Source organism: Enterobacter sp. 03-F-07-AD-ECC (assembly GCF_047530935.1).
In the GTDB taxonomy this organism is placed as follows: domain Bacteria; phylum Pseudomonadota; class Gammaproteobacteria; order Enterobacterales; family Enterobacteriaceae; genus Enterobacter; species Enterobacter cloacae.
This window is the reverse complement of record NZ_JBLKBZ010000003.1, coordinates 175,703-194,841: the sequence shown is the minus strand read 5'-3', so window position 1 is coordinate 194,841 and position 19,139 is coordinate 175,703. Positions and strand designations below refer to the sequence as shown.

29 protein-coding genes and 1 tRNA gene are annotated in these 19,139 nt (G+C 53.7%); 25 read left to right on the top strand and 5 right to left on the bottom strand.

Features of this window, described 5'->3' with window-relative positions; all coding sequences use genetic code 11:
- Window positions 1–3: 3 nt before the first annotated feature.
- From gpM to ACMWKA_RS06050, 9 genes are all read left to right on the top strand, one after another.
- Window positions 4–657 (top strand): phage terminase small subunit, encoded by a 654-nt coding sequence (gene gpM / locus ACMWKA_RS06090; RefSeq protein ID WP_414760067.1) that lies wholly within the window; start codon window positions 4–6, stop codon window positions 655–657.
- Window positions 658–755: 98 nt separating this feature from the next.
- On the top strand, window positions 756–1,223 hold the full coding sequence (locus tag ACMWKA_RS06085; RefSeq protein ID WP_014884903.1) for a head completion/stabilization protein: 468 nt from the start codon (window positions 756–758) through the stop codon (window positions 1,221–1,223).
- Window positions 1,223–1,426 (top strand): tail protein X, encoded by a 204-nt coding sequence (locus ACMWKA_RS06080; protein WP_000868184.1) that lies wholly within the window; start codon window positions 1,223–1,225, stop codon window positions 1,424–1,426. The genes ACMWKA_RS06085 and ACMWKA_RS06080 overlap by 1 nt, the downstream gene beginning before the upstream one ends.
- A 3-nt stretch (window positions 1,427–1,429) precedes the next feature.
- Window positions 1,430–1,645, top strand: coding sequence for a hypothetical protein (locus ACMWKA_RS06075; RefSeq protein ID WP_014884902.1), 216 nt, complete (start codon window positions 1,430–1,432; stop codon window positions 1,643–1,645).
- Entirely contained in the window at window positions 1,626–2,141 is a 516-nt protein-coding gene (locus ACMWKA_RS06070; protein WP_023306997.1) for a lysozyme, read from the top strand. Before ACMWKA_RS06075 ends, ACMWKA_RS06070 begins: the two co-directional genes overlap by 20 nt.
- Window positions 2,138–2,566: an Rz-like lysis system protein LysB gene (gene lysB / locus ACMWKA_RS06065; RefSeq protein ID WP_414760066.1), complete on the top strand. Its 429-nt coding sequence runs from the start codon at window positions 2,138–2,140 to the stop codon at window positions 2,564–2,566. The genes ACMWKA_RS06070 and lysB overlap by 4 nt, the downstream gene beginning before the upstream one ends.
- Window positions 2,451–2,699, top strand: coding sequence for an Rz1-like lysis system protein LysC (gene lysC / locus ACMWKA_RS06060; RefSeq protein ID WP_223195361.1), 249 nt, complete (start codon window positions 2,451–2,453; stop codon window positions 2,697–2,699). Before lysB ends, lysC begins: the two co-directional genes overlap by 116 nt.
- On the top strand, window positions 2,662–3,093 hold the full coding sequence (locus ACMWKA_RS06055) for a phage tail protein (RefSeq protein WP_414760065.1): 432 nt from the start codon (window positions 2,662–2,664) through the stop codon (window positions 3,091–3,093). The genes lysC and ACMWKA_RS06055 overlap by 38 nt, the downstream gene beginning before the upstream one ends.
- Complete coding sequence (locus ACMWKA_RS06050) at window positions 3,086–3,529, top strand: phage virion morphogenesis protein (protein WP_414760064.1); 444 nt, start codon at window positions 3,086–3,088, stop codon at window positions 3,527–3,529. Before ACMWKA_RS06055 ends, ACMWKA_RS06050 begins: the two co-directional genes overlap by 8 nt.
- A 29-nt stretch (window positions 3,530–3,558) precedes the next feature.
- Here the strand turns inward: ACMWKA_RS06050 and ACMWKA_RS06045 are convergent, their stop codons facing one another.
- Genes ACMWKA_RS06045 through ACMWKA_RS06035 form a run of 3 tightly spaced genes read right to left on the bottom strand, consistent with a single transcriptional unit; the run spans window position 3,559 to window position 5,444 of the window.
- Window positions 3,559–4,212, bottom strand: a complete 654-nt coding sequence (locus ACMWKA_RS06045; RefSeq protein ID WP_414760063.1) for an HNH endonuclease — start codon at window positions 4,210–4,212, stop codon at window positions 3,559–3,561.
- On the bottom strand, window positions 4,212–5,087 hold the full coding sequence (locus ACMWKA_RS06040) for an AAA family ATPase (protein ID WP_414760062.1): 876 nt from the start codon (window positions 5,085–5,087) through the stop codon (window positions 4,212–4,214). The genes ACMWKA_RS06045 and ACMWKA_RS06040 overlap by 1 nt, the downstream gene beginning before the upstream one ends.
- A 48-nt stretch (window positions 5,088–5,135) precedes the next feature.
- A complete protein-coding gene (locus ACMWKA_RS06035) occupies window positions 5,136–5,444 on the bottom strand; it encodes a hypothetical protein (protein WP_414760061.1) in 309 nt (102 codons plus the stop codon).
- 86 nt (window positions 5,445–5,530) lie between these two features.
- Between ACMWKA_RS06035 and ACMWKA_RS06030 the strand changes: the two genes are divergently transcribed.
- Genes ACMWKA_RS06030 through ACMWKA_RS06005 form a run of 6 tightly spaced genes read left to right on the top strand, consistent with a single transcriptional unit; the run spans window position 5,531 to window position 10,044 of the window.
- Window positions 5,531–6,109: a phage baseplate assembly protein V gene (locus ACMWKA_RS06030; protein ID WP_367237288.1), complete on the top strand. Its 579-nt coding sequence runs from the start codon at window positions 5,531–5,533 to the stop codon at window positions 6,107–6,109.
- Window positions 6,106–6,465 carry a GPW/gp25 family protein gene (locus ACMWKA_RS06025; RefSeq protein WP_032665788.1) on the top strand — a complete coding sequence of 120 codons (360 nt, stop codon included), beginning with the start codon at window positions 6,106–6,108 and terminating at the stop codon, window positions 6,463–6,465. The genes ACMWKA_RS06030 and ACMWKA_RS06025 overlap by 4 nt, the downstream gene beginning before the upstream one ends.
- Window positions 6,452–7,360: a baseplate assembly protein gene (locus ACMWKA_RS06020; protein WP_414760060.1), complete on the top strand. Its 909-nt coding sequence runs from the start codon at window positions 6,452–6,454 to the stop codon at window positions 7,358–7,360. The genes ACMWKA_RS06025 and ACMWKA_RS06020 overlap by 14 nt, the downstream gene beginning before the upstream one ends.
- Complete coding sequence (locus ACMWKA_RS06015) at window positions 7,353–7,958, top strand: phage tail protein I (protein WP_414760059.1); 606 nt, start codon at window positions 7,353–7,355, stop codon at window positions 7,956–7,958. Before ACMWKA_RS06020 ends, ACMWKA_RS06015 begins: the two co-directional genes overlap by 8 nt.
- Window positions 7,955–9,445 carry a phage tail protein gene (locus ACMWKA_RS06010; protein WP_414760058.1) on the top strand — a complete coding sequence of 497 codons (1,491 nt, stop codon included), beginning with the start codon at window positions 7,955–7,957 and terminating at the stop codon, window positions 9,443–9,445. Before ACMWKA_RS06015 ends, ACMWKA_RS06010 begins: the two co-directional genes overlap by 4 nt.
- Window positions 9,445–10,044 (top strand): tail fiber assembly protein, encoded by a 600-nt coding sequence (locus ACMWKA_RS06005; protein ID WP_414760057.1) that lies wholly within the window; start codon window positions 9,445–9,447, stop codon window positions 10,042–10,044. The genes ACMWKA_RS06010 and ACMWKA_RS06005 overlap by 1 nt, the downstream gene beginning before the upstream one ends.
- Here the strand turns inward: ACMWKA_RS06005 and ACMWKA_RS06000 are convergent.
- The gene (locus tag ACMWKA_RS06000) at window positions 10,016–10,426 is read right to left on the bottom strand and encodes a tail fiber assembly protein (RefSeq protein ID WP_414760056.1); all 411 of its coding nucleotides are present in this window, start codon (window positions 10,424–10,426) and stop codon (window positions 10,016–10,018) included. The genes ACMWKA_RS06005 and ACMWKA_RS06000 overlap by 29 nt on opposite strands.
- Before the next feature lie 136 nt (window positions 10,427–10,562).
- Between ACMWKA_RS06000 and ACMWKA_RS05995 the strand changes: the two genes are divergently transcribed.
- The 9 genes from ACMWKA_RS05995 to ACMWKA_RS05955 all read left to right on the top strand — a co-directional run bounded on the left by ACMWKA_RS05995 (window position 10,563) and on the right by ACMWKA_RS05955 (window position 18,280).
- Window positions 10,563–10,709 (top strand): hypothetical protein, encoded by a 147-nt coding sequence (locus tag ACMWKA_RS05995; protein ID WP_414760055.1) that lies wholly within the window; start codon window positions 10,563–10,565, stop codon window positions 10,707–10,709.
- Window positions 10,710–10,789: 80 nt separating this feature from the next.
- Window positions 10,790–11,962, top strand: coding sequence for a phage tail sheath protein (locus ACMWKA_RS05990; protein ID WP_032634572.1), 1,173 nt, complete (start codon window positions 10,790–10,792; stop codon window positions 11,960–11,962).
- A gap of 9 nt (window positions 11,963–11,971) precedes the next feature.
- Window positions 11,972–12,487 carry a phage major tail tube protein gene (locus tag ACMWKA_RS05985; RefSeq protein ID WP_007848874.1) on the top strand — a complete coding sequence of 172 codons (516 nt, stop codon included), beginning with the start codon at window positions 11,972–11,974 and terminating at the stop codon, window positions 12,485–12,487.
- Window positions 12,488–12,541: 54 nt separating this feature from the next.
- Window positions 12,542–12,844, top strand: a complete 303-nt coding sequence (locus ACMWKA_RS05980) for a phage tail assembly protein (protein WP_007848877.1) — start codon at window positions 12,542–12,544, stop codon at window positions 12,842–12,844.
- 14 nt (window positions 12,845–12,858) lie between these two features.
- The gene (locus ACMWKA_RS05975) at window positions 12,859–12,978 is read left to right on the top strand and encodes a GpE family phage tail protein (protein ID WP_007848878.1); all 120 of its coding nucleotides are present in this window, start codon (window positions 12,859–12,861) and stop codon (window positions 12,976–12,978) included.
- A complete protein-coding gene (locus ACMWKA_RS05970; RefSeq protein ID WP_414760054.1) occupies window positions 12,971–16,414 on the top strand; it encodes a phage tail tape measure protein in 3,444 nt (1,147 codons plus the stop codon). The genes ACMWKA_RS05975 and ACMWKA_RS05970 overlap by 8 nt, the downstream gene beginning before the upstream one ends.
- Window positions 16,414–16,899, top strand: a complete 486-nt coding sequence (locus ACMWKA_RS05965) for a phage tail protein (RefSeq protein ID WP_414760053.1) — start codon at window positions 16,414–16,416, stop codon at window positions 16,897–16,899. Before ACMWKA_RS05970 ends, ACMWKA_RS05965 begins: the two co-directional genes overlap by 1 nt.
- Window positions 16,896–17,996 carry a phage late control D family protein gene (locus tag ACMWKA_RS05960; RefSeq protein ID WP_063855304.1) on the top strand — a complete coding sequence of 367 codons (1,101 nt, stop codon included), beginning with the start codon at window positions 16,896–16,898 and terminating at the stop codon, window positions 17,994–17,996. Before ACMWKA_RS05965 ends, ACMWKA_RS05960 begins: the two co-directional genes overlap by 4 nt.
- 68 nt (window positions 17,997–18,064) lie before the next feature.
- Complete coding sequence (locus tag ACMWKA_RS05955) at window positions 18,065–18,280, top strand: ogr/Delta-like zinc finger family protein (protein ID WP_032681944.1); 216 nt, start codon at window positions 18,065–18,067, stop codon at window positions 18,278–18,280.
- 120 nt (window positions 18,281–18,400) lie between these two features.
- On the opposite strand, the gene ACMWKA_RS05950 is transcribed toward ACMWKA_RS05955, so the two are convergent.
- Window positions 18,401–18,476 (bottom strand) — tRNA-Ile (locus ACMWKA_RS05950).
- 125 nt (window positions 18,477–18,601) lie between these two features.
- Here ACMWKA_RS05950 and mug point away from each other — a divergent pair.
- Complete coding sequence (gene mug, locus ACMWKA_RS05945; RefSeq protein ID WP_020689452.1) at window positions 18,602–19,108, top strand: G/U mismatch-specific DNA glycosylase; 507 nt, start codon at window positions 18,602–18,604, stop codon at window positions 19,106–19,108.
- Window positions 19,109–19,139 lie beyond the last annotated feature (31 nt).

Below are 19,139 nucleotides of genomic sequence, written 5' to 3'. Positions count from 1 at the left end.
TAAATGAATCCGTTCCGTGCTCACACTCAGTATGTACAGGCACAGGATGCCGCCCGGCAGGGCGGCAGTAATGCCAGCCTGACGGGCTACAACCAGATGCTGTTACAGCTGACAGAACACCGCAGGCGCCTTAAAACCGTCCAGTCAAATGAGCGCAAGGCTCAGCTCAAACGTGAGTTTCTTCCCGCTTATGCCTCATGGATTGCCGGTTTACTGGATGCTGACGCGTCAGGCCAGGACGACGTGGCGATGTACGTCATGATCTGGCGGATTGATGCCGGAGACTATACCGGCGCGCTGGACATTGCCCGCCATGCCATTAAACACGGCTGGGTCCTGCCGCAGCGATTCAACCGTACCTGCGGGACCGCTGTTGCGGAAGAGTTTGCCGACGCGGCAATGCGCGCTTTTTCTGCCGGTGAATCATTCAGTGCCGCCATTCTTACCCAGGTGCTCGATATCGTTGAAGGTCAGGATATGCCGGATCAGTCCCGCGCCCGACTTCATAAGGCGATGGGCTACGCGCTGCGGGATAACGATCAGGCAGTGGCGGCACTTAACCATCTGAAGCGTGCCCTGCAGCTGGATAACAGTTCTGGCGTCAAAACCGAAATCAACAAGCTTGAAAGCCGATTGCGACAGGCAATATCGGCTTAACGAATCGTGCCAACGCGCGGGGCGGCACGGGGTGGCGACAGGCTTTATGCCGCGTCAAAACCCCGTCCACCGCCCAACTATTTGGGAGTGCCAGAAATATGCAATTCGTTTCGCCGGAACAGGCCGGGGAAAGTACCCAGGACGTTATTAAAAACACCAGTTTCTGGCCTGATGTCAGGGTTTCAGAGTTCCGCCGTGATATGCGCATGGATGGGAGTGTCACCGATCCGCGCCTGCGTCTGGCGTTGCTGACAGCGATTGCTGAAGTTAACGCCGATCTTTATGAGTTCCGCGAGAAACAACGGGCGCAGGGGTATGCGAGCCTGGCCGACGTCCCTGCAGATGTGATCGACGGCGAAAGCCAGCGGCTCATGCTGTATCGCCGTGCGGTGTTTTGCTGGGCAAAAGCAAACCTGGTTGAGCGCTATCGCGATTTTGACGCAACCGGCGACGGAAGCAAGAAAGCTGAAGATATCGAAACAACCTTAGGCGAGCTGTGGCGCGATGTGCGCTGGGCGGAGTCCCGCCTGCGCGATATGCCGCATATGACGGTGGAGCTGATTTGATGAAAGTGCGTGCGCATCAGTATGACACGGTGGACGCACTCTGCTGGCGCCATTACGGGCGCACGCAGGGAGTCACTGAACAGGTGCTGCAGGCGAATCCGGGGCTGGCTGAATATGGCCCCTTTTTACCGCACGGGCTGCAGGTGGAGCTGCCGGACATTACGGCGTCAACCACTGCGCAGACTGTCCAGTTATGGGACTGAACTATGACGCTTGAACGAATCAGCGCCTTTATCACTTACTGCGTTGCCCTGCTTCTGGCATGGCTCGGTGATTTGTCTCTTAAAGATGTATCGACCATCACCGGTCTTGCGCTGGGGATTATTACGGCAGCGGTGACCTGTTATTTACGCTGGAAAGCCTACCAGCTGCTGCGGGACGGCAGAATATCCAGGGGGGAATATGAGTCCTTCAATCGTTAAGCGTTGCCTGGTCGGCGCGGTGCTGGCGATTGCCGCCACGCTGCCGGGCTTTCAGTCGCTTCATACCTCCGTCGAGGGGCTGAAACTGATTGCTGACTTTGAAGGGTGCCGCCTGCAGCCATACCAGTGCAGCGCCGGGGTCTGGACTGACGGGATCGGCAATACGTCCGGGGTAGTGCCGGGCAAAACCATAACGGAGCGACAGGCCGCGCAGGGGCTGATTAATAACGTGTTGCTGACGGAAAAAAGGATTGAAGCCTGCCTGCAGGTTAAGCCACCTCAGCATGTTTACGATGCCCTGATCAGTATCGGCTTTAATGTCGGAACGGGGGCAATCTGCCGGTCAACAATGGTTTCTTACATCAATCGCCAGCAATGGTGGCAGGCGTGCAACCAGCTCCCCCGCTGGATTTATGTAAATGGTCAACGGAATAAAGGGCTGGAAAACAGGCGCGCCCGTGAGCTTGCCTGGTGTCTTAAAGGGGCTGGGGCATGACGCGCGCGCTGGCGGTGATACTGGCTCTGGTGCTGGCATTGCTGGGCTGGCAGTCATGGCGCCTTAACAATGCCGGTCACACCATCGGGACGCAGGCTGAGGCGCTTAAAAATAACAAGCAGGAGCTGGCGAAGAAAAACAGCCAGCTCATCAGCCTGTCCATTCTTACTGAAACCAACAGCCGGGCGCAGATGCAACTTTATGCTGCAGCGGAGGAGACTTCCGCGCTGTTGCGGAGTCGCCAGCCCCGGATCGAGGAGCTAAAACGTGAAAACGAGGATTTACGCCGCTGGGCTGACACTCCTTTGCCTGCTGACATTATCCGGCTGCGGGAGCGCCCGGCCCTCGCCGGAGGTGCAGCTTACCGTGAGTGGTTGTCCAAAAGTGACGCAATGCCGCCTGGACAGGTCAGCGCCGCGCAGTAATGGGGATTTGAACCAGGTGCTGGATGAGACTGAGGCCGCCTGGGCGGTATGTGCCGACAAAGTGGACACGATCATAGCGTGTCAGGAGCGAGACAGTGAACAAGCCGCAGTCCTTACGCAACGCCCTGAATAAATCGGTGGCGTATGTCCGTGACAACCCGGACAAGCTGCACCTTTTTGTTGATAACGGTTCGCTGGTCGCAACCGGCGCCCGTTCAATGTCATGGGAATATCGCTACACCCTGAACGTGGTGATTGAAGATTTTAGCGGCAACCAGAATTTAGTAATGGCGCCCGTGCTGCTCTGGTTAATGACCAATCAACCGGACGCCATCAACAACCCGGATCTGCGCGAAAAACTTTTTACCTTTGACGTCGATATCCTGAGCAACGATCTGTGTGATCTCAGCCTCAATCTGCAGCTCACGGAGCGCGTGATTGTCAGCACAGACGGCACCGTATCGAGCGTAGAAGCGGTGCCGGAACCCGACGTACCCGACGAAATGTGGACGGTGAAACGTGGATGACCTGCAGAGGGTGGATGACTGGCTGGCGGCCCTGCTGGTGAATCTGGAACCGGCAGCCCGCAACCGTATGATGCGACAACTGGCGCAGGAGCTGCGCCGGTCGCAACAGCAAAACATCAGGCTGCAGCGCAATCCAGATGGCACCGCCTTTAAGGCGCGCCGGGTGACGGCCAGAAGTAAAAAGGGGCGCATCAAGCGCCAGATGTTCGCCAAATTGCGCACCACTAAATACCTGAAAACCGCAGCCACTGCGGACTCTGCCAGCGTGCAGTTTGATGGGAAAGTCCAGCGCATCGCTCGTGTTCACCATTATGGCCTGCGTGATCGTGTCTGTCGCAATGGGCCAAAAGTCCGATATGCAGAGAGACGATTGTTGGGAGTTAACAGCCAGATAGTAAACATAACAAAAGATATTTTACTTTTAGGAATGATATAACGATGTGGCATTGCCACATCGTTAGTTATTTAGTCCATAAATGGTTCGAGTATTATACTTAACTCGTTATCATCCATGATGATCCATCTACAAAATGCAGAAAAGGCTGCTTCTCGTCTAATCAACATTTTCATCTTTTCAATTAATAACTCTTTATGTTGTGGTGGTGTATCTTCCTCATAATATTTATTGATATTTTTTATTAGTTTTTGTGTTGCTTTTGTGACTTGCGAACGAAGAGCAGCAGAAGTTAATTTCTTACTGATAGTATGGTCGCTATTATATACTTTGTTAAGAAGTTCTGCTGTGCTTTTCGTTTTTACATCATCGAATAATGCCTCGACAGTAACTCTTTTGGAACGAAATGAAAATCCAGGAAGGAGCTTTATTCTATCCCACACGGTTTCTTGGCAACAATCTAACAAATTATCATATTTTGTTAGTTTTATATTGTTGCAGCGAGAACATGATAAATACAAGTTGTCCCAATCGAAAGTTCTTTCATTGTTATCGCCTTTAGGCTTGAAATGCTCAATGTTTATATCCAATGGTTCTTTTGTTTCACAAATATAACATTTGCCAAAAAAACATGTTTGTAAAGCATCATGCACGTCTGCACTATCGTAATGCACCTTTTTTAATAATGATTCCGGCGCAGGATATGTTCTGGTGACTTTGAACATTACTCCTCCTGAGGGTTCGCTTTTTTGTATTTAAGAATTTGCATTTTTGCGAAGTCTACAAAGGCACTTGCATCGCTATCCATAGACTCCTCTAAAGATGCTAAAGATGCTATTAGTTTATCGCCAGACTTTATATTTTCTTTGTTTAAATTTAAAATTATCTTTTCAATTTCATCAAGTTTATCAGAGAGTACTTTTGATATAGGGTCCACACCAAATAATTCTTGAAGTATTATACTGTAGGAGTACGAAGATACATCCATGATCTGCTGGTTGCTTGATAAATCGTAAATAACTGCATCTGTAACTGATGCCACTACAAAAGGAGAATGAGTGGTGACGATAAATTGGATTTTTGGAAATGCAGTTGTAAAAAATCTGAAAATTTGCTTTTGCAATGAAACGTGCAAGTGAGCATCGATTTCATCGATGAATATTATACCTTCAATGCTTTCGGGGGTCAGTTCCCACATCTCCACACGCATTATTAAATCTGCATATATTCTTAATATAGAAGAATAACCAGAGGAAAGAGTCTGGAAGGTGAATTTATTTTTGTCTTTCTGCAGAATAAAAAACTTACTTTCATCACTGTCAAACTTTAAAGAAAGACTAGTATCTTCAAAAAGACCACGCATGTCATTTTCTATTTTATCAAACCAGCATTGAATATTTTCAGCTTTAACCATATCTTTTTCAAACGATATGGCGTAACTCTGAGCGGTCTTAAGGCTGACAAGATAATTTTCAAAAATATTATCACCATCCTGCTCGTTGTGAAAGTGAGCATTATCTCTCTTTAGAGATGATAACCTTGGTACTGAGTCAGGTGGTGAAATTGTAGCTTCACGTAACGCTTTATGAAATCTAAGCAAGGAACGTGTATTATTATTTTCCTTTGATTCTGTTTTAATGTTGAAATGTTATAACACATTAATTCTATTTTCAAGTCCCATTATTTGCTGTGTATGATATGTATAGTTTCCGCTATCTCTGCCGTCTGTTTTGATTTGTTGTTTGTGATGGTTGAGCATAGAGTTTAAATACTCTAGATTATTATTGTTTGAGTCGTCAATGCTATTTTTTAGGAAGTTGTATATAGAGGTGATGAAACTGGTTTTACCACTCCCATTTCCGCCAGTGATTATTAGATTCTTTCCATGAAGATGGATCTCTGCCCTTTTTTCTGTATACGGAATCGGAATTGAGATTTCATTTATAGATGTAAGCATAAGTCCTCTTGTGTCATCAATGAAACAAAGCTGTAGTCGATGAATATAAACCGAAAAGAAATATAGTTCATCATAAAGAGGAACTAATGAACGCACAACTAACCGAAATCATGCGCCTTATCACCAACCTGATCCGCACCGGCACCGTAACCGAAGTGGACCGGGAAAACTGGCTGTGCCGGGTAAAAGTGGGCGAGCTTGAAACCAACTGGATTAACTGGCTGACACTGCGCGCAGGCGGTGCCCGTACATGGTGGTGCCCGTCGCCGGATGAGCAAGTGGTGGTGCTGAGTATGGGCGGCAATCTGGAAACCGCTTTTGCCTTACCTGCGATCTATTCCAACCAGTTCGCGCCGCCGTCGGACTCAGTGGACGGCTGCGTAACGGAATATCCGGACGGTGGCTGGTTTGAATATGAACCCGCGACCGGTCGCTGGCATGTGCGGGGTATCAAATCCATGGTGATCGAGGCTGCAGATAACATCACCCTGAAAACGGGGGAATTTGTGGTGGAAGCAAGCAACACGCGCATAAACAGCGAGGTGGTGATCAATGGTAGCGTCACCCAGGGCGGCGGCGCCATGAGTTCTAACGGGATCGTAGTCGATAAACACGGTCATACCGGCGTTAAGTCCGGCGGTGATACATCGGGAGGCCCGGTATGACGCTTTATATCGGCATGAGTCAGGGCAACGGCAGGGCCATTACCGATACGGACCACCTGCGCCAGTCGGTCCGGGATATTCTGCTGACACCGCAGGGGAGCCGCATTGCCCGCCGGGAATACGGCTCGCTTCTGTCTGAACTGATAGACCAGCCGCAGAACCCGGCGCTGCGCCTGCAGGTTATGTCTGCGGTCTATGTGGCTCTGAGTCGCTGGGAGCCACGGCTTACCCTGGATTCCATCACCATAAACAGCAGTTTTGATGGTTCGATGGTGGTTGAGCTTACCGGGCAGCGTGATAACGGCGCGCCTGTTTCTCTTTCGGTATCAACAGGAGCAGACAATGGCAGTCATTGACCTTTCCCAACTGCCCGCCCCGCAGATAGTGGATGTGCCGGATTTTGAAACGCTGCTAAACGAACGGAAAGCCGCGTTTGTAGCCCTTTATCCGGCAGACGAGCAGGACGCGGTAAGGCGCACGCTTGAGCTGGAGTCTGAACCCGTGATCAAGCTCCTGCAGGAAAATGCGTATCGTGAAATCCTCCTGCGTCAGCGCATTAACGAGGCGGCGCAGGCGGTCATGGTGGCTTATTCCATGGGGAGTGATCTCGATCAGCTGGCCGGTAACTGCAACGTAAAACGTCTGACGGTTATTCCTGCAGATAACGACGCGGTACCGCCGGTTGCTGCTGTGATGGAAAGTGATGAGGCTCTGCGTCAGCGTGTTCCTGCAGCTTTTGAAGGGCTGTCAGTTGCAGGCCCAACGGGAGCTTACGAGTTTCACGCTAAAAGCGCTGACGGGCGCGTCGCTGACGCCAGCGCAACCAGCCCGGCCCCGGCTGAGGTGGTGCTTACCGTGCTGAGCCGTGAGGGCGACGGAACGGCAGTGGCGGACCTGCTGGCGGTGGTTGAACAGGCGCTTAACAGTGAGAACGTGCGGCCGGTTGCTGACCGTCTGACGGTGCGCAGCGCTGAAATTATTCCGTACAGTGTGGATGCAACGATCTTTCTTTACCCGGGGCCAGAAGCTGAGCCGGTGATGGAGGCGGCAAAGGCCAGCCTGCAGAAATATATCGCCAGCCAGACGAGGCTGGGGCGCGATATTCGCCGCAGTGCTATTTATGCCGCGCTGCATGTTGAAGGTGTTCAGCGTGTTGAGCTGGCCTCGCCGCTCGCTGATGTGGTGCTGGATAAGACACAAGCCGCTTCATGTACGGAATGGAGCGTAACCAACGGGGGAACGGATGAATAGTCTGCTTCCTCTTGGTTCATCGCCGCTTGAGCGCCGCCTGGCGCAGACCTGCAGCGGCATTTCCGATCTGCAGGTGCCGCTGCGGGATTTATGGAACCCGGCAACATGCCCGGTCAAGTTTCTGCCGTATCTGGCGTGGGCCTTTTCGGTTGATCGCTGGGACGAAGGATGGGCGGAGAACGTGAAGCGCCGTGTGGTGCAGGATGCTTTCTATATCCATCAGCACAAGGGCACAACCAGCGCTGTGCGACGTGTGGTGGAGCCGTTCGGCTTTCTGATCCGCATTATTGAATGGTGGCAGACCGGCGAGGCGCCGGGCACGTTTCGCCTGGATATCGGGGTGCAGGACCAGGGCATAACAGAGGAAACCTATCTGGAGCTGGAGCGCCTGATTGGTGACGCCAAACCCTGCAGCCGGCATCTGATCGGCATGTCCATAAACCTGCAGACGAGCGGACCATATTTCGTTGGGGCTGCCACTCACACCGGCGAAGAAATCACGATTTACCCGTATATCAACGAAACCATCATTTCCGGTGGCACTGCCTACGAGGGCGGCGCCGTCCATGTTATTGACACAATGAGAGTGAACCCATGAGCGCAAAATTTTATACTCTGCTGACGGATATTGGCGCGGCGAAACTGGCAAGCGCTGCCGCGCTCGGTGTGCCGCTGAAAATTACCCAGATGGCGGTGGGGGATGGCGGCGGCGTGCTTCCAACTCCCAGCGCACAACAGACGAAGCTGGTTTCCGAAAAGCGGCGCGCTGACCTGAACATGCTTTACATCGATCCGCAGAACAGCAGCCAGATTATTGCTGAGCAGGTGATTCCTGAAACTGAGGGCGGTTGGTGGATTCGTGAAGTTGGGCTGTTCGATGAAACGGGCGCGCTGATCGCAGTGGGAAACTGCCCGGAGAGCTACAAACCGCAGCTGGCAGAAGGGAGCGGCCGCACGCAAACAGTGCGCATGGTACTGATTACCAGCAGCACCGATAACATTACGCTGAAAATTGACCCGTCCGTAGTGCTGGCTACCCGCAAATATGTGGATGACAAGGTGCTGGAACTGAAGGTGTATGTAGATGAGCTGATGGCGGCGCATCTTGCTGCAGCTGATCCGCATACGCAATATGCGCCAAAAGCTAGCCCGACGTTTACCGGCACCCCAAAAGCCCCGACTGCAGCTGCAGGTAACAATACCACTCAGCTTGCCACAACTGCGTTTGTTCAGGCGGCTCTGATCGCCCTGGTGAATGGTGCCCCGGCTACACTGGACACGCTGAAAGAAATTGCTGCGGCTATCAACAACGATCCTAATTTCAGCACCACCATTAATAACGCGCTTGCACTCAAAGCCCCACTGGCAAGCCCGGCCCTGACCGGAACGCCGACAGCCCCCACGGCTGAGCAGACTGTCAACAATACGCAAATAGCCACTACTGCTTTCGTAAAATCAGCTCTGGCTGCGCTTGTTGGCTCATCACCTGCGGCGCTTGATACCCTGAACGAGCTGGCGGCGGCGTTAGGAAATGATCCTAACTTTGCAACCACCATGACAAATGCACTGGCAGGCAAGCAGCCGCTGGATAGCACGCTGACAACTTTGTCTGGAAAGACAGCGGATGGGATTATCGAATACCTTGGTTTAGGGGGAGGCTCTGCTTTGCCGGTTGGCGTGCCCATTCCGTGGCCGCAGGCAACTCCGCCAGATGGCTGGCTGAAGTGTAATGGTGCAACATTCGATAAAGCAAAATATCCGAAGCTGGCAACGGTATACCCTTCAGGTACTTTGCCAGATTTACGTGGTGAATTTTTGCGTGGGTGGGATGATGGACGCGGTGTGGATTCCGGGCGTGGTCTCTTGTCGTTACAGCAGGGCTCTATAGTTGGCAAATATGTTGGTGGATATAGTGACCAGACTATTTATAACCAGTTAGCGCAGTTTGACAGCATGGCAATAACATCTACCGCGTGGTCTCACATTTCATCAGCAGGAATTACGTCCCCAATCACGGGGCAGGAAAGCGGTGTCGGGGCTCGCCCGCGAAATATTGCATTTAACTACATCATGAGGGCTGCATAATGGCGCAGGCAAAATTAAATAGCGAACTTATCGCCACAGAGGCAGGCGATATTACAGTATTTAATTATGATGACGAGACGCGAGAATACCTTTCTACATCTGTTGAATATCTGGCTGTAGGTGTAGGTATTCCAGCCAGCTCATGCACTGACTCACCCGGTGAGGACAAAGAGGGTTTTGCTATTTGCCGGACAGCCGATTTCACCGCCTGGGAATACGTTGCTGATCATCGTGGTGAAACGGTATACAGCACTGAAACAGGCGAGTCGGTGATAATTTCTTTGCCTGGTGACTATCTAGAAGGCACCACCACGCAGGCTCCGGACACGCCGTATGATAAATGGGATGGCTCCGCTTGGGTGACGGATACGGAAGCGCAGCACGTGGCGGACGTGGAAGCGGCGGAGCAAAAGAAAGCTGCTCTACTGCTTAAGGCCCAGGTAACTATCAGTCTCTGGCAGACAGAGCTACAGTTAGGCATTATCAGCGATTACGACAAAGCCAGCCTGATTAGCTGGCTGACGTATATCAAGGCGCTACAGACCGTTGATACCGATGCAGTGCCGGACATCAACTGGCCGGTTTCTCCGGCGGTGTAGGCCACTCAATATCTGGCGCGGTGGATGTGTTCACAGCGTTCACCGCATCCAGATAGTCCAGCCATTCGCTGAACATCAGTTTTTCTTCATCCGACAAGCGGCCCATCGCTAATTTAGACGGCCATTGATGGGAGTTTATTTGCTCATTTGCATGGTTGATTCTGGTTTCTTTATCCGCTTCAGTGATAGCAATCAACTCCTCTTTCGTCGGAGGAGGAATGTCTACCAGAACAGGACGCCCCTCTGTATCGCTCGACCACTTTTTACCATCGTGTGTAGCCTCGGTTTTAAATGGATGTTGGTCATTATTAATCTCAATACAGTGCGATAAGTCATGTACGTGGTTTGGGGAAGTAACGGACCATTGCCTAAAAGTCTGCATGGTGGACCCTGGCCGGGTATGGTGACTCGTCGTGTTATTCCGTCTCAAAAGCACCATATGACCGGCAAACCGATTGAGCTTATGGAGAGCCTGGTTGCTCCAGTCCCCCCCAGGCGGTCATATTCTTGATCCATTTATGGGAAGTGCATCAACTGGCGTTGCCGCGCTGAGGAAGGGATATAAATTTACCGGGATTGAAATGAGCCAGCAGTATTTTGATATCTCATGCGAACGCCTGGAAAAAGAAAACGCAGATATCCGCGCGGGCGTATTGTGTGATTAAGGGAACAATGCCGCGTAGCTGTCTGCGCGGCCCATTCAATTCACCATAGGGCGAAACCTAAACACCGGAGGGTTCGCCGTATGGCTCAGGATTATCACCACGGTGTGCGCGTCGTTGAGGTCAACGATGGCACCCGCCCCATTTCAACAGTAAGCACGGCAATTGTCGGTATGGTCTGTACCGGCGATGATGCAGATGCGTCCGTGTTCCCCCTCAATAAACCTGTCCTGCTTACCGACGTGCTGACCGCCAGCGGTAAAGCAGGCGAGTCCGGCACGCTGGCCCGCTCGCTGGATGCAATTGCCGACCAGGCTAAACCCGTGACCGTCGTTGTGCGCGTTGCACAGGGTGAAACCGAAGCGGAAACAACCTCCAACATTATCGGCGGCGTGACAACTGACGGTAAAAAAACGGGCATGAAAGCGCTGTTATCAGCACAGTCCCAGCTCGGCGTTAAGCCGCGCATTCTTGGCGTACCGGGGCATGACACGCAGGCGGTTGCCACTGAGCTGCTGAGCGTGGCGCAGAGTCTGCGCGGCTTCGCCTATCTGTCAGCCTACGGCTGCAAAACGGTAGAGGAGGCCATTGCCTACCGCGCTAATTTCAGCCAGCGCGAGGGGATGCTGATCTGGCCTGATTTCATCAGTTTTGACACCGTGCTGAACGCTGACGCAACGGCTTACGCCTCAGCCCGTGCGCTTGGCCTGCGTGCCAAAATTGACGAACAGACCGGCTGGCACAAATCCCTGTCCAACGTAGGCGTGAACGGCGTCACCGGCATTTCTGCTGATGTGTTCTGGGATTTGCAGGACCCGGCAACCGATGCGGGGCTGCTGAACCAGAATGATGTCACCACGCTGATCCGCAAAGACGGTTTCCGCTTCTGGGGTTCCCGCTGCCTCAGTGACGATCCTCTGTTTGCCTTTGAAAACTACACCCGCACCGCGCAAGTTCTGGCTGACACCATCGCAGAAGCGCACATGTGGGCGGTGGATGGCGTGCTTAACCCGTCGCTGGCCCGCGACATTATCGAAGGTATTCGCGCCAAACTGCGCAACCTGAAAACGCAGGGCTACATCATCGGCGCCGATTGCTGGCTGGATGAGTCCGTAAACGATAAAGATTCCCTGAAAGCCGGGAAGCTCACTATCGATTACGACTATACGCCGGTACCGCCTCTGGAAAACCTGATGCTGCGCCAGCGCATCACCGATCAGTATCTGCTGGATTTCTCCAGCCAGGTAAGCGCGTAAGGGGACAATATGGCTTTACCACGCAAGTTAAAACACCTGAACCTGTTTAACGACGGGAATAACTATCAGGGGATCGTTGAGTCCCTGACCCTGCCTAAATTCGGCCGCAAGTTTGAAAAGTATCGCGGCGGCGGTATGCCCGGTTCGGCTGATGTTGATCTGGGGCTGGATGATGGCGCGCTGGACACGGAATTTTCAATTGGTGGCACAGAACTGCTGTTATTCAAACAGATGGGTAAAGCCACTGTTGACGGTATCCAGCTGCGTTTCACCGGCTCCATTCAGCGTGACGATACCGGCGAAGTGCAGGCCGTTGAGCTGGTTGTGCGCGGGCGACATAAAGAAGTCGATTCCGGCGAATGGAAAACCGGCGAGAGCAACACAACAAAAGTCAGCAGCACCAACAGCTACGCGAAGCTGACCATCAACGGCGAGGTGCTCTATGAGGTGGATGTGATCAACATGATTGAAATCGTTGATGGCGTGGACCTGATGGAAGAACACCGCAATGCCCTGGGCCTCTGATCTACTTTAAAGGCGCGGGCAGCCGCGCCAGTATCTTATTAACAGGAAATGACAATGAGCGAACAACTGACTGAAAAAACCGTACAGCTGGACACCCCAATCAAACGCGGTAAAACCGAAATTGCCGAAATTGTGCTGCGCAAGCCGCAGTCCGGCGCGCTGCGTGGCACCCGTCTGCAGGCGATCATGGATATGGACGTCGGCGCGATGATGACGATTATTCCCCGCATCTCCACGCCCGCGCTGACCGCTCAGGAAATGGCTGAAATGGACCCCGCAGATCTCACCGCGCTGTCGGTTGAGGTGGTCACTTTTTTGTTGAAGAAATCGGTGCTTGCCGGTTTGCCGACAGCCTGACGGTAGAAGACCTGGTGGCTGATATCGCCACTATTTTTCACTGGCCGCCGTCCGTCACTGACGTTATGCCGCTGACCGAAGTGCTGGAGTGGCGGCATAAAGCGATTCAGAGAAGCGGGGCCAGCGATGAGTGACACTAACCTGCGTTTGCAGGTAATTCTAAATGCGGTTGATAAGCTCACCCGCCCATTCCGATCAGCGCAGGCCAGCTCTAAAGAGCTGGCTACCGCCATTCAGCAAAGCCGCGCAAGATTAAAAGAACTGGACGCCCAGGCGGGCCGTATTGACGGTTTCCGCAAGGCAAGCAAGCAGTTGGCCATCACCGGCAACAGTCTTAAAGCCGCACGCGAAGAAGCGGCGAAGCTTGCCACGCAGTTCTCTGCTACTAACCGCCCGACGGCGGCGCAGGCTCGTCTGCTTGAGCAGGCAAAAAACCGCGTTAACGAGCTGCAGAGCAAATACAACGGCCTGCGTCAGTCGGTGCAGCGTCAGCGTCTTGCGCTCAATGAGGCCGGGCTGGACACAAAAAAGCTGAGCAGTGCGCAGCGTGAGCTTCGGCAGAATGCCGATGAAACCCGGCAGGCGCTGGACCGACAGCAGAAATCCCTTAAACGCCTGGGCGAGCAGCAGGCTCGAATGAACGCCATCCGCGATCAGTATTCGCGGCGCCTTGAGGTGCGGGATCGTATCGCGGGCGCCGGAGCAACGACTACTGCCGCCGGGCTGGCGATGGGCGCGCCGGTGATGGCTGCCGTTAAAAGCTATGCCAGCATGGAAGATGCGATGAAAGGCGTGGCAAAGCAGGTTAACGGGCTGCGGGACGACAACGGCAACCGCACAAAACAATTTTACGACATGCAGGATGCCATCAAGGCCGCCAGTGAACAGCTGCCAATGGAGAATGGCGCCATCGACTATGCCGCGCTGGTTGAAGGTGGCGCCCGCATGGGCGTGACAAACCAGAGCGATTCTTACGAAGACCAGAAGCGTGACCTGCTGGCCTTTGCATCCACTGCAGCAAAGGCCGCAACGGCATTCGAGCTGCCTGCTGATGAGCTGGCGGAGGGGCTGGGGAAAATCGCGCAGCTGTATAAAGTGCCGACCCGCAATATTGAACAGCTTGGCGATGCCCTGAACTATCTGGACGATAACGCCATGTCTAAGGGGGGCGATATCATCAATGTGCTGCAGCGCATGGGGGGCGTGGTAGACCGGCTTGATTTCCGCAAGGCGGCCGCGCTGGGTTCCACCTTCCTGTCTCTGGGGGCTGCACCTGAAATTGCCGCCAGCGCATCAAATGCGATGGTCCGCGAACTGTCAATTGCGACCATGCAGAGCAAGCGGTTCATGGAAGGTATGGATCTGCTGAAACTCAATCCAGAAGAGATTGAACAGCAGATGACAAAGGACGCAATGGGGACCATTCAGCGCGTGCTGGAGAAGGTCAACAAGCTGCCGCAGGATAAACGCCTGTCCGCCATGACGATGATATTTGGCAAGGAGTTTGGCGATGATGCGGCGAAGCTTGCAAACAACCTGCCGGAGCTGCAGCGACAGCTGAAACTTACCTCAGGCACTGAGGCTAACGGCTCCATGCAGAAAGAATCCGATATCAATAAGGATTCACTTTCCGCGCAGTGGTTGCTTGTGAAAACTGGCGCGCAGAACGCTTTCAGTAGCCTGGGTGAAACCCTGCGCCAGCCGCTGATGGATATCATGGGGTACGTAAAAAGCGTTACCGGGGCATTGCGTCGATGGGTTGAGGCTAACCCGCAGCTGGCGGGCACGCTGATGAAAGTGGCGGCTGCCACTGCTGCGATCACCGTTGTACTCAGCACGCTGGCGGTGGCCGTGGCTGCCGTGCTGGGGCCACTGGCGGTGATCCGTTTAGGTATGTCCGTGCTGGGTGTAAAAACACTCCCTTCCGTTATGTCTGCAGTGACCCGCACCGGCGGCGCGCTGTCCTGGCTGGCAAGTGCGCCGCTTTCCCTGTTGCGCCGTGGTATGGCGGCGTCAGGTCGCAGTGCCGGGTTACTGACTTCTCCCCTTAATTCCCTGCGCCGTTCTGCCGGGCTGGCGGTTAATGCACTGAAAACGATGGCCGGTGCTCCGATTGCTATCCTTCGCAGCGGAATTTCCGGTATTCGCAATATTATCGGCATGGTAATGAACCCGCTGGCCGCATTGCGCGGGGGATTATCCGCAGCCGGTGGCGTGTTTCGTTTTCTGGCGTCCGGCCCGCTGGCCCTCTTTCGCGTCGCGCTGTACGGGATTTCTGGATTGCTGGGCGCCCTGCTTAGTCCGATAGGGCTGGTCGTGGCGGCCCTGGCTGGCGTTGCGCTGGTTGTCTGGAAATACTGGCAGCCGATAAGCGCATTTTTAGTCGGAGTGGTTGAAGGATTCAAAGCTGCAGCTGCGCCTATCAGTGCGGCGTTTGAGCCACTGCAGCCTGTTTTCCAGTGGATAGGTGACAAGGTCCAGGCGTTGTGGGGCTGGTTTACTGACCTGCTTACGCCGGTTAAATCCACCTCTGCAGAGCTGCAAAGCGCGGCGTCGATGGGGCGGCAGTTTGGCGAAGCGCTGGCGGCAGGGCTGAACATGGTCATGCATCCGCTGGATTCGCTTAAATCGGGCGTGTCCTGGCTGCTTGAAAAACTCGGCATTGTCAGCAAGGAGGCGGCCAAAGCGAAGCTTCCTGAGCAGGTCACGCGGCAGCAGCCAGCCACGGTAAACACAGACGGTAAAGTGGTGCTGCCGCCTGGCGGATTCCCGACGATGGGTTTTGCTGGCATGTACGACAGCGGCGGTACCATTCCGCGCGGCCAGTTCGGCATCGTGGGCGAGAATGGCCCTGAGATTGTTAACGGACCCGCCCATGTCACCGGCAGGAAACGGACTGCTGATCTGGCGAGGGTGGCGGCAACGCTCAATCCTTCCCGGACGGAACCGGCCAGCGCTAAACAACGTCCTGAACGCGGGATAGTTCTGCCGCCTGATAGTGTGAACGGTCCGGCAAATCTTCCGGTAATCAATCGCACTACTGAACTGGTGAAACTGGCGCCAACAGTAAGCCCCGTTCGTGATTTAACAGCCAGCCCGGAGCAACGGCCTGAAAGTAGGTTAATACTGCTTCCTGAGATTGTTAACGCCCCGGTAAAACTTCCTGGTCAGGATCGTGCTGCGGAGCTGGCTGATATCGCTGCAGCTGTCATGCCAGCACCGGCCATTACGGAAATCACGGATAAGAGGGCTGACCCGGTGGCTATGCGCCAGAAGATGCTCGCTTCCGTCGTCGCTGGGGTAATGGGCCTGGCGGCTGCCCCGGCAGAAGCCGCACCACTTCATCCGTACAGTGTACCTGTGAGAACGCAACCGGCGCCGTCAGCAAAGGCAGAGAGACAGCCGCAGGTAATTAAGTACGAGATAAGCGCACCAATTCATATTGTCGCCCAGCCAGGGCAAAGCGCACAGGATATCGCCCGTGAGGTAGCCCGGCAGCTTGATGAGCGAGAGCGCAGGGCCAGGGCAAAAACACGCAGTAATTTCAGTGATCGAGGGGGTTACGAATAATGATGATGGTGCTGGGGTTGTACGTATTCATGCTGCGAACCGTGCCCTATCAGGAGCTGCAGTATCAGCGCAGCTGGCGGCACGCAGCCAACAGCCGGGTTAACCGGCGCCCGTCAACGCAGTTTCTTGGGCCGGATAACGATTCGCTTACTCTGTCCGGCGTCCTGCTGCCGGAGATAACCGGCGGCAGGCTGTCTTTGCTGGCGCTGGAGCAGATGGCGGAGCTGGGGAAAGCCTGGCCTATGATTGAGGGGAGCGGGACGATTTACGGCATGTTTGTGATCGAGAGTCTGAGCCAGACAAAAACAGAATTTTTTGAGAGCGGTATGCCCCGGCGTATCGAATTTTCGCTGAGCCTGAAACGGGTGGATGAATCGCTGTCTGATATGTTTGGCAGCCTCAGCGATCAGCTCAGTAATTTGCAGGACTCCGCCACCTCTGCGATAGGCAATATGAAAAATACGGTGGGGGGGTTACTGCAGTGAATTTCAGCTCTGATCTTCTGAACCTGAACAGCAAAACCCCCGGTTTCAGCATCACCATTGAAGGTAAAGATGTGACTACCGTGCTGGATGCGCGCCTGATGAGTCTGACGCTGACGGATAACCGGGGCTTTGAAGCGGACCAGCTTGATCTGGAACTGGACGACTCGGACGGTCAAATCGTTCTGCCGCGTCGGGGGGCCATTATTCAGTTTGCGCTGGGGTGGAAAGGTCAGCCGCTTTTTCCAAAAGGGGTCTTTACTGTCGATGAGATTGAGCACAGCGGCGCGCCTGACCGTCTCACAATTCGCGCGCGTAGTGCAGATTTCCGTGAAACCCTGAACACGCGGCGTGAAAAGTCCTGGCACCAGACAACGGTGGGCGAAGTCGTGAAGGAAATCGCCGCCAGGCATAAATTAAAGATGGCGCTGGGGCAGGACCTGATGGAAAAGCCTGTGGATCATCTTGACCAGACAAATGAAAGCGACGCCAGCTTTTTGATGAAGCTGGCGCGGCAGTATGGGGCGATAGCCTCCGTTAAGGACGGCAATCTGTTGTTTATCCGTCAGGGGCAGGGCAGAACGGCAAGCGGTAAGCCGCTGCCTGTTATCACCATAACCCGTCAGGCCGGTGACGGTCATCGTTTTACCCTGGCCGATCGCGATGCCTATACGGGGGTAATTGCCAGCTGGCTGCATACTCGTGAGCCAAAGAAAAAAGAGGCAGCAAAGGTTAAGCGCCGTCGAAAAAAAACCACTGCGACAAAGGAGCCGGAAGCAAAGCAGGGGGATTATCTGGTTGGAACGGATGAAAACGTGCTGGTCCTCAACCGGACCTATGCTAACCGCAGCAATGCGGAGCGCGCCGCTAAGATGCAATGGGAGCGCCTGCAGCGCGGGGTTGCAACCTTTTCCCTGCAACTCGCAGAAGGGCGTGCCGATCTGTATACCGAAATGCCGGTGAAGGTGAGCGGCTTTAAACAGCCCATTGATGATGCCGAATGGACCATTACCACGCTGACGCATAATGTCAGCGCGGATAGCGGTTTCATGACCACTCTAGAACTTGAGGTGAGAATTAATGATTTAGAAATGGAATGATTACTTCACAAAATGGAATTATGTTGTATCATTATTGCGATTACAGCAAAAGTGGGGAAAAGACTAAAATGATGAATTGTCCGTTGTGTGGTCAGGCCGCACATACACGCAGCAGCTTTGAAGTTTCCCGCCAAACCAAAGAGCGTTATAACCAGTGCACAAATATTGAATGTGGGCACACTTTTGTTACTCATGAAACGTTCGTCAGGTCTGTTTGCCGCCCTCAAAAAATCAGTTCTGCACCTCCGCATCCGAAGGGTCTGCAGCAACAACTTTCTTACTAACCCGCTGCTAGCGGGTTTTTTTATGAAACGCCTGCTGCCATTTTGCTGCCAATGGGTTTTAAATAAACAAAAAGGCCACTCGCGAGAGTGGCCTAATTATATGTTTTTACTTCTAAAATTTGGTGGCCCCTGCTGGACTTGAACCAGCGACCAAGCGATTATGAGTCGCCTGCTCTAACCACTGAGCTAAGGGGCCGTGGCGGTGGATTATAATGTAACTCCCCGCAGCAATCCAGCCATTCACACCCGCCTGCTGTTTTTATAAACAACGCATAATCAATCCTTTATACTTCCATGATGATGTATCAATCGGGAGTAAATATGATCAACGATATTCTGGCCCCGGGATTACGGGTGGTGTTCTGCGGGATCAACCCCGGTAAATCCTCGGCGCATACCGGTTTTCACTTTGCTCATCCGGGGAACCGCTTCTGGAAAGTGATCTACCAGGCCGGCTTTACCGACCGGTTACTCAAGCCTGAAGAGGAGCAGCATCTGCTGGATACGCGCTGCGGGATCACCATGCTGGTGGAGCGACCAACCGTGCAGGCGAGCGAAGTCAACCTGCATGAGCTGCGCACTGGCGGGCGGGAACTGATTAAGAAGATCGAAGACTACCAGCCTGCCGCGCTGGCGATTCTGGGGAAACAGGCCTATGAGCAGGCGTTCAGCCAGCGCGGGGTGAAATGGGGTAAACAGGCCATCACCATCGGTGTGACGCAGGTATGGGTGCTGCCAAACCCGAGCGGACTTAACAGGGCAACGCTGGATAAACTGGTGGAAGCTTACAGGGAGCTCGACGAGGCACTGGTGGTGCGGGGGCTTTAGGGGCCTCTGCGGCCTGATGCCTCGTCCTGGC

What these genes read in the sequence shown, in the direction of transcription:
- gpM (WP_414760067.1), top strand. Translation starts at nt 4, where the DNA reads ATGAATCCGTTCCGTGCTCACACTCAGTATGTACAGGCACAGGATGCC.
- ACMWKA_RS06085 (WP_014884903.1), top strand. Translation starts at nt 756, where the DNA reads ATGCAATTCGTTTCGCCGGAACAGGCCGGGGAAAGTACCCAGGACGTT.
- ACMWKA_RS06080 (WP_000868184.1), top strand. Translation starts at nt 1,223, where the DNA reads ATGAAAGTGCGTGCGCATCAGTATGACACGGTGGACGCACTCTGCTGG.
- ACMWKA_RS06075 (WP_014884902.1), top strand. Translation starts at nt 1,430, where the DNA reads ATGACGCTTGAACGAATCAGCGCCTTTATCACTTACTGCGTTGCCCTG.
- ACMWKA_RS06070 (WP_023306997.1), top strand. Translation starts at nt 1,626, where the DNA reads ATGAGTCCTTCAATCGTTAAGCGTTGCCTGGTCGGCGCGGTGCTGGCG.
- lysB (WP_414760066.1), top strand. Translation starts at nt 2,138, where the DNA reads ATGACGCGCGCGCTGGCGGTGATACTGGCTCTGGTGCTGGCATTGCTG.
- ACMWKA_RS06045 (WP_414760063.1), bottom strand. Translation starts at nt 4,212, where the DNA reads ATGTTCAAAGTCACCAGAACATATCCTGCGCCGGAATCATTATTAAAA.
- ACMWKA_RS06035 (WP_414760061.1), bottom strand. Translation starts at nt 5,444, where the DNA reads ATGCTTACATCTATAAATGAAATCTCAATTCCGATTCCGTATACAGAA.
- ACMWKA_RS06030 (WP_367237288.1), top strand. Translation starts at nt 5,531, where the DNA reads ATGAACGCACAACTAACCGAAATCATGCGCCTTATCACCAACCTGATC.
- ACMWKA_RS06025 (WP_032665788.1), top strand. Translation starts at nt 6,106, where the DNA reads ATGACGCTTTATATCGGCATGAGTCAGGGCAACGGCAGGGCCATTACC.
- ACMWKA_RS06020 (WP_414760060.1), top strand. Translation starts at nt 6,452, where the DNA reads ATGGCAGTCATTGACCTTTCCCAACTGCCCGCCCCGCAGATAGTGGAT.
- ACMWKA_RS06015 (WP_414760059.1), top strand. Translation starts at nt 7,353, where the DNA reads ATGAATAGTCTGCTTCCTCTTGGTTCATCGCCGCTTGAGCGCCGCCTG.
- ACMWKA_RS06010 (WP_414760058.1), top strand. Translation starts at nt 7,955, where the DNA reads ATGAGCGCAAAATTTTATACTCTGCTGACGGATATTGGCGCGGCGAAA.
- ACMWKA_RS06005 (WP_414760057.1), top strand. Translation starts at nt 9,445, where the DNA reads ATGGCGCAGGCAAAATTAAATAGCGAACTTATCGCCACAGAGGCAGGC.
- ACMWKA_RS06000 (WP_414760056.1), bottom strand. Translation starts at nt 10,426, where the DNA reads ATGCAGACTTTTAGGCAATGGTCCGTTACTTCCCCAAACCACGTACAT.
- ACMWKA_RS05995 (WP_414760055.1), top strand. Translation starts at nt 10,563, where the DNA reads ATGGGAAGTGCATCAACTGGCGTTGCCGCGCTGAGGAAGGGATATAAA.
- ACMWKA_RS05990 (WP_032634572.1), top strand. Translation starts at nt 10,790, where the DNA reads ATGGCTCAGGATTATCACCACGGTGTGCGCGTCGTTGAGGTCAACGAT.
- ACMWKA_RS05985 (WP_007848874.1), top strand. Translation starts at nt 11,972, where the DNA reads ATGGCTTTACCACGCAAGTTAAAACACCTGAACCTGTTTAACGACGGG.
- ACMWKA_RS05980 (WP_007848877.1), top strand. Translation starts at nt 12,542, where the DNA reads ATGAGCGAACAACTGACTGAAAAAACCGTACAGCTGGACACCCCAATC.
- ACMWKA_RS05970 (WP_414760054.1), top strand. Translation starts at nt 12,971, where the DNA reads ATGAGTGACACTAACCTGCGTTTGCAGGTAATTCTAAATGCGGTTGAT.
- ACMWKA_RS05965 (WP_414760053.1), top strand. Translation starts at nt 16,414, where the DNA reads ATGATGATGGTGCTGGGGTTGTACGTATTCATGCTGCGAACCGTGCCC.
- ACMWKA_RS05955 (WP_032681944.1), top strand. Translation starts at nt 18,065, where the DNA reads ATGATGAATTGTCCGTTGTGTGGTCAGGCCGCACATACACGCAGCAGC.
- mug (WP_020689452.1), top strand. Translation starts at nt 18,602, where the DNA reads ATGATCAACGATATTCTGGCCCCGGGATTACGGGTGGTGTTCTGCGGG.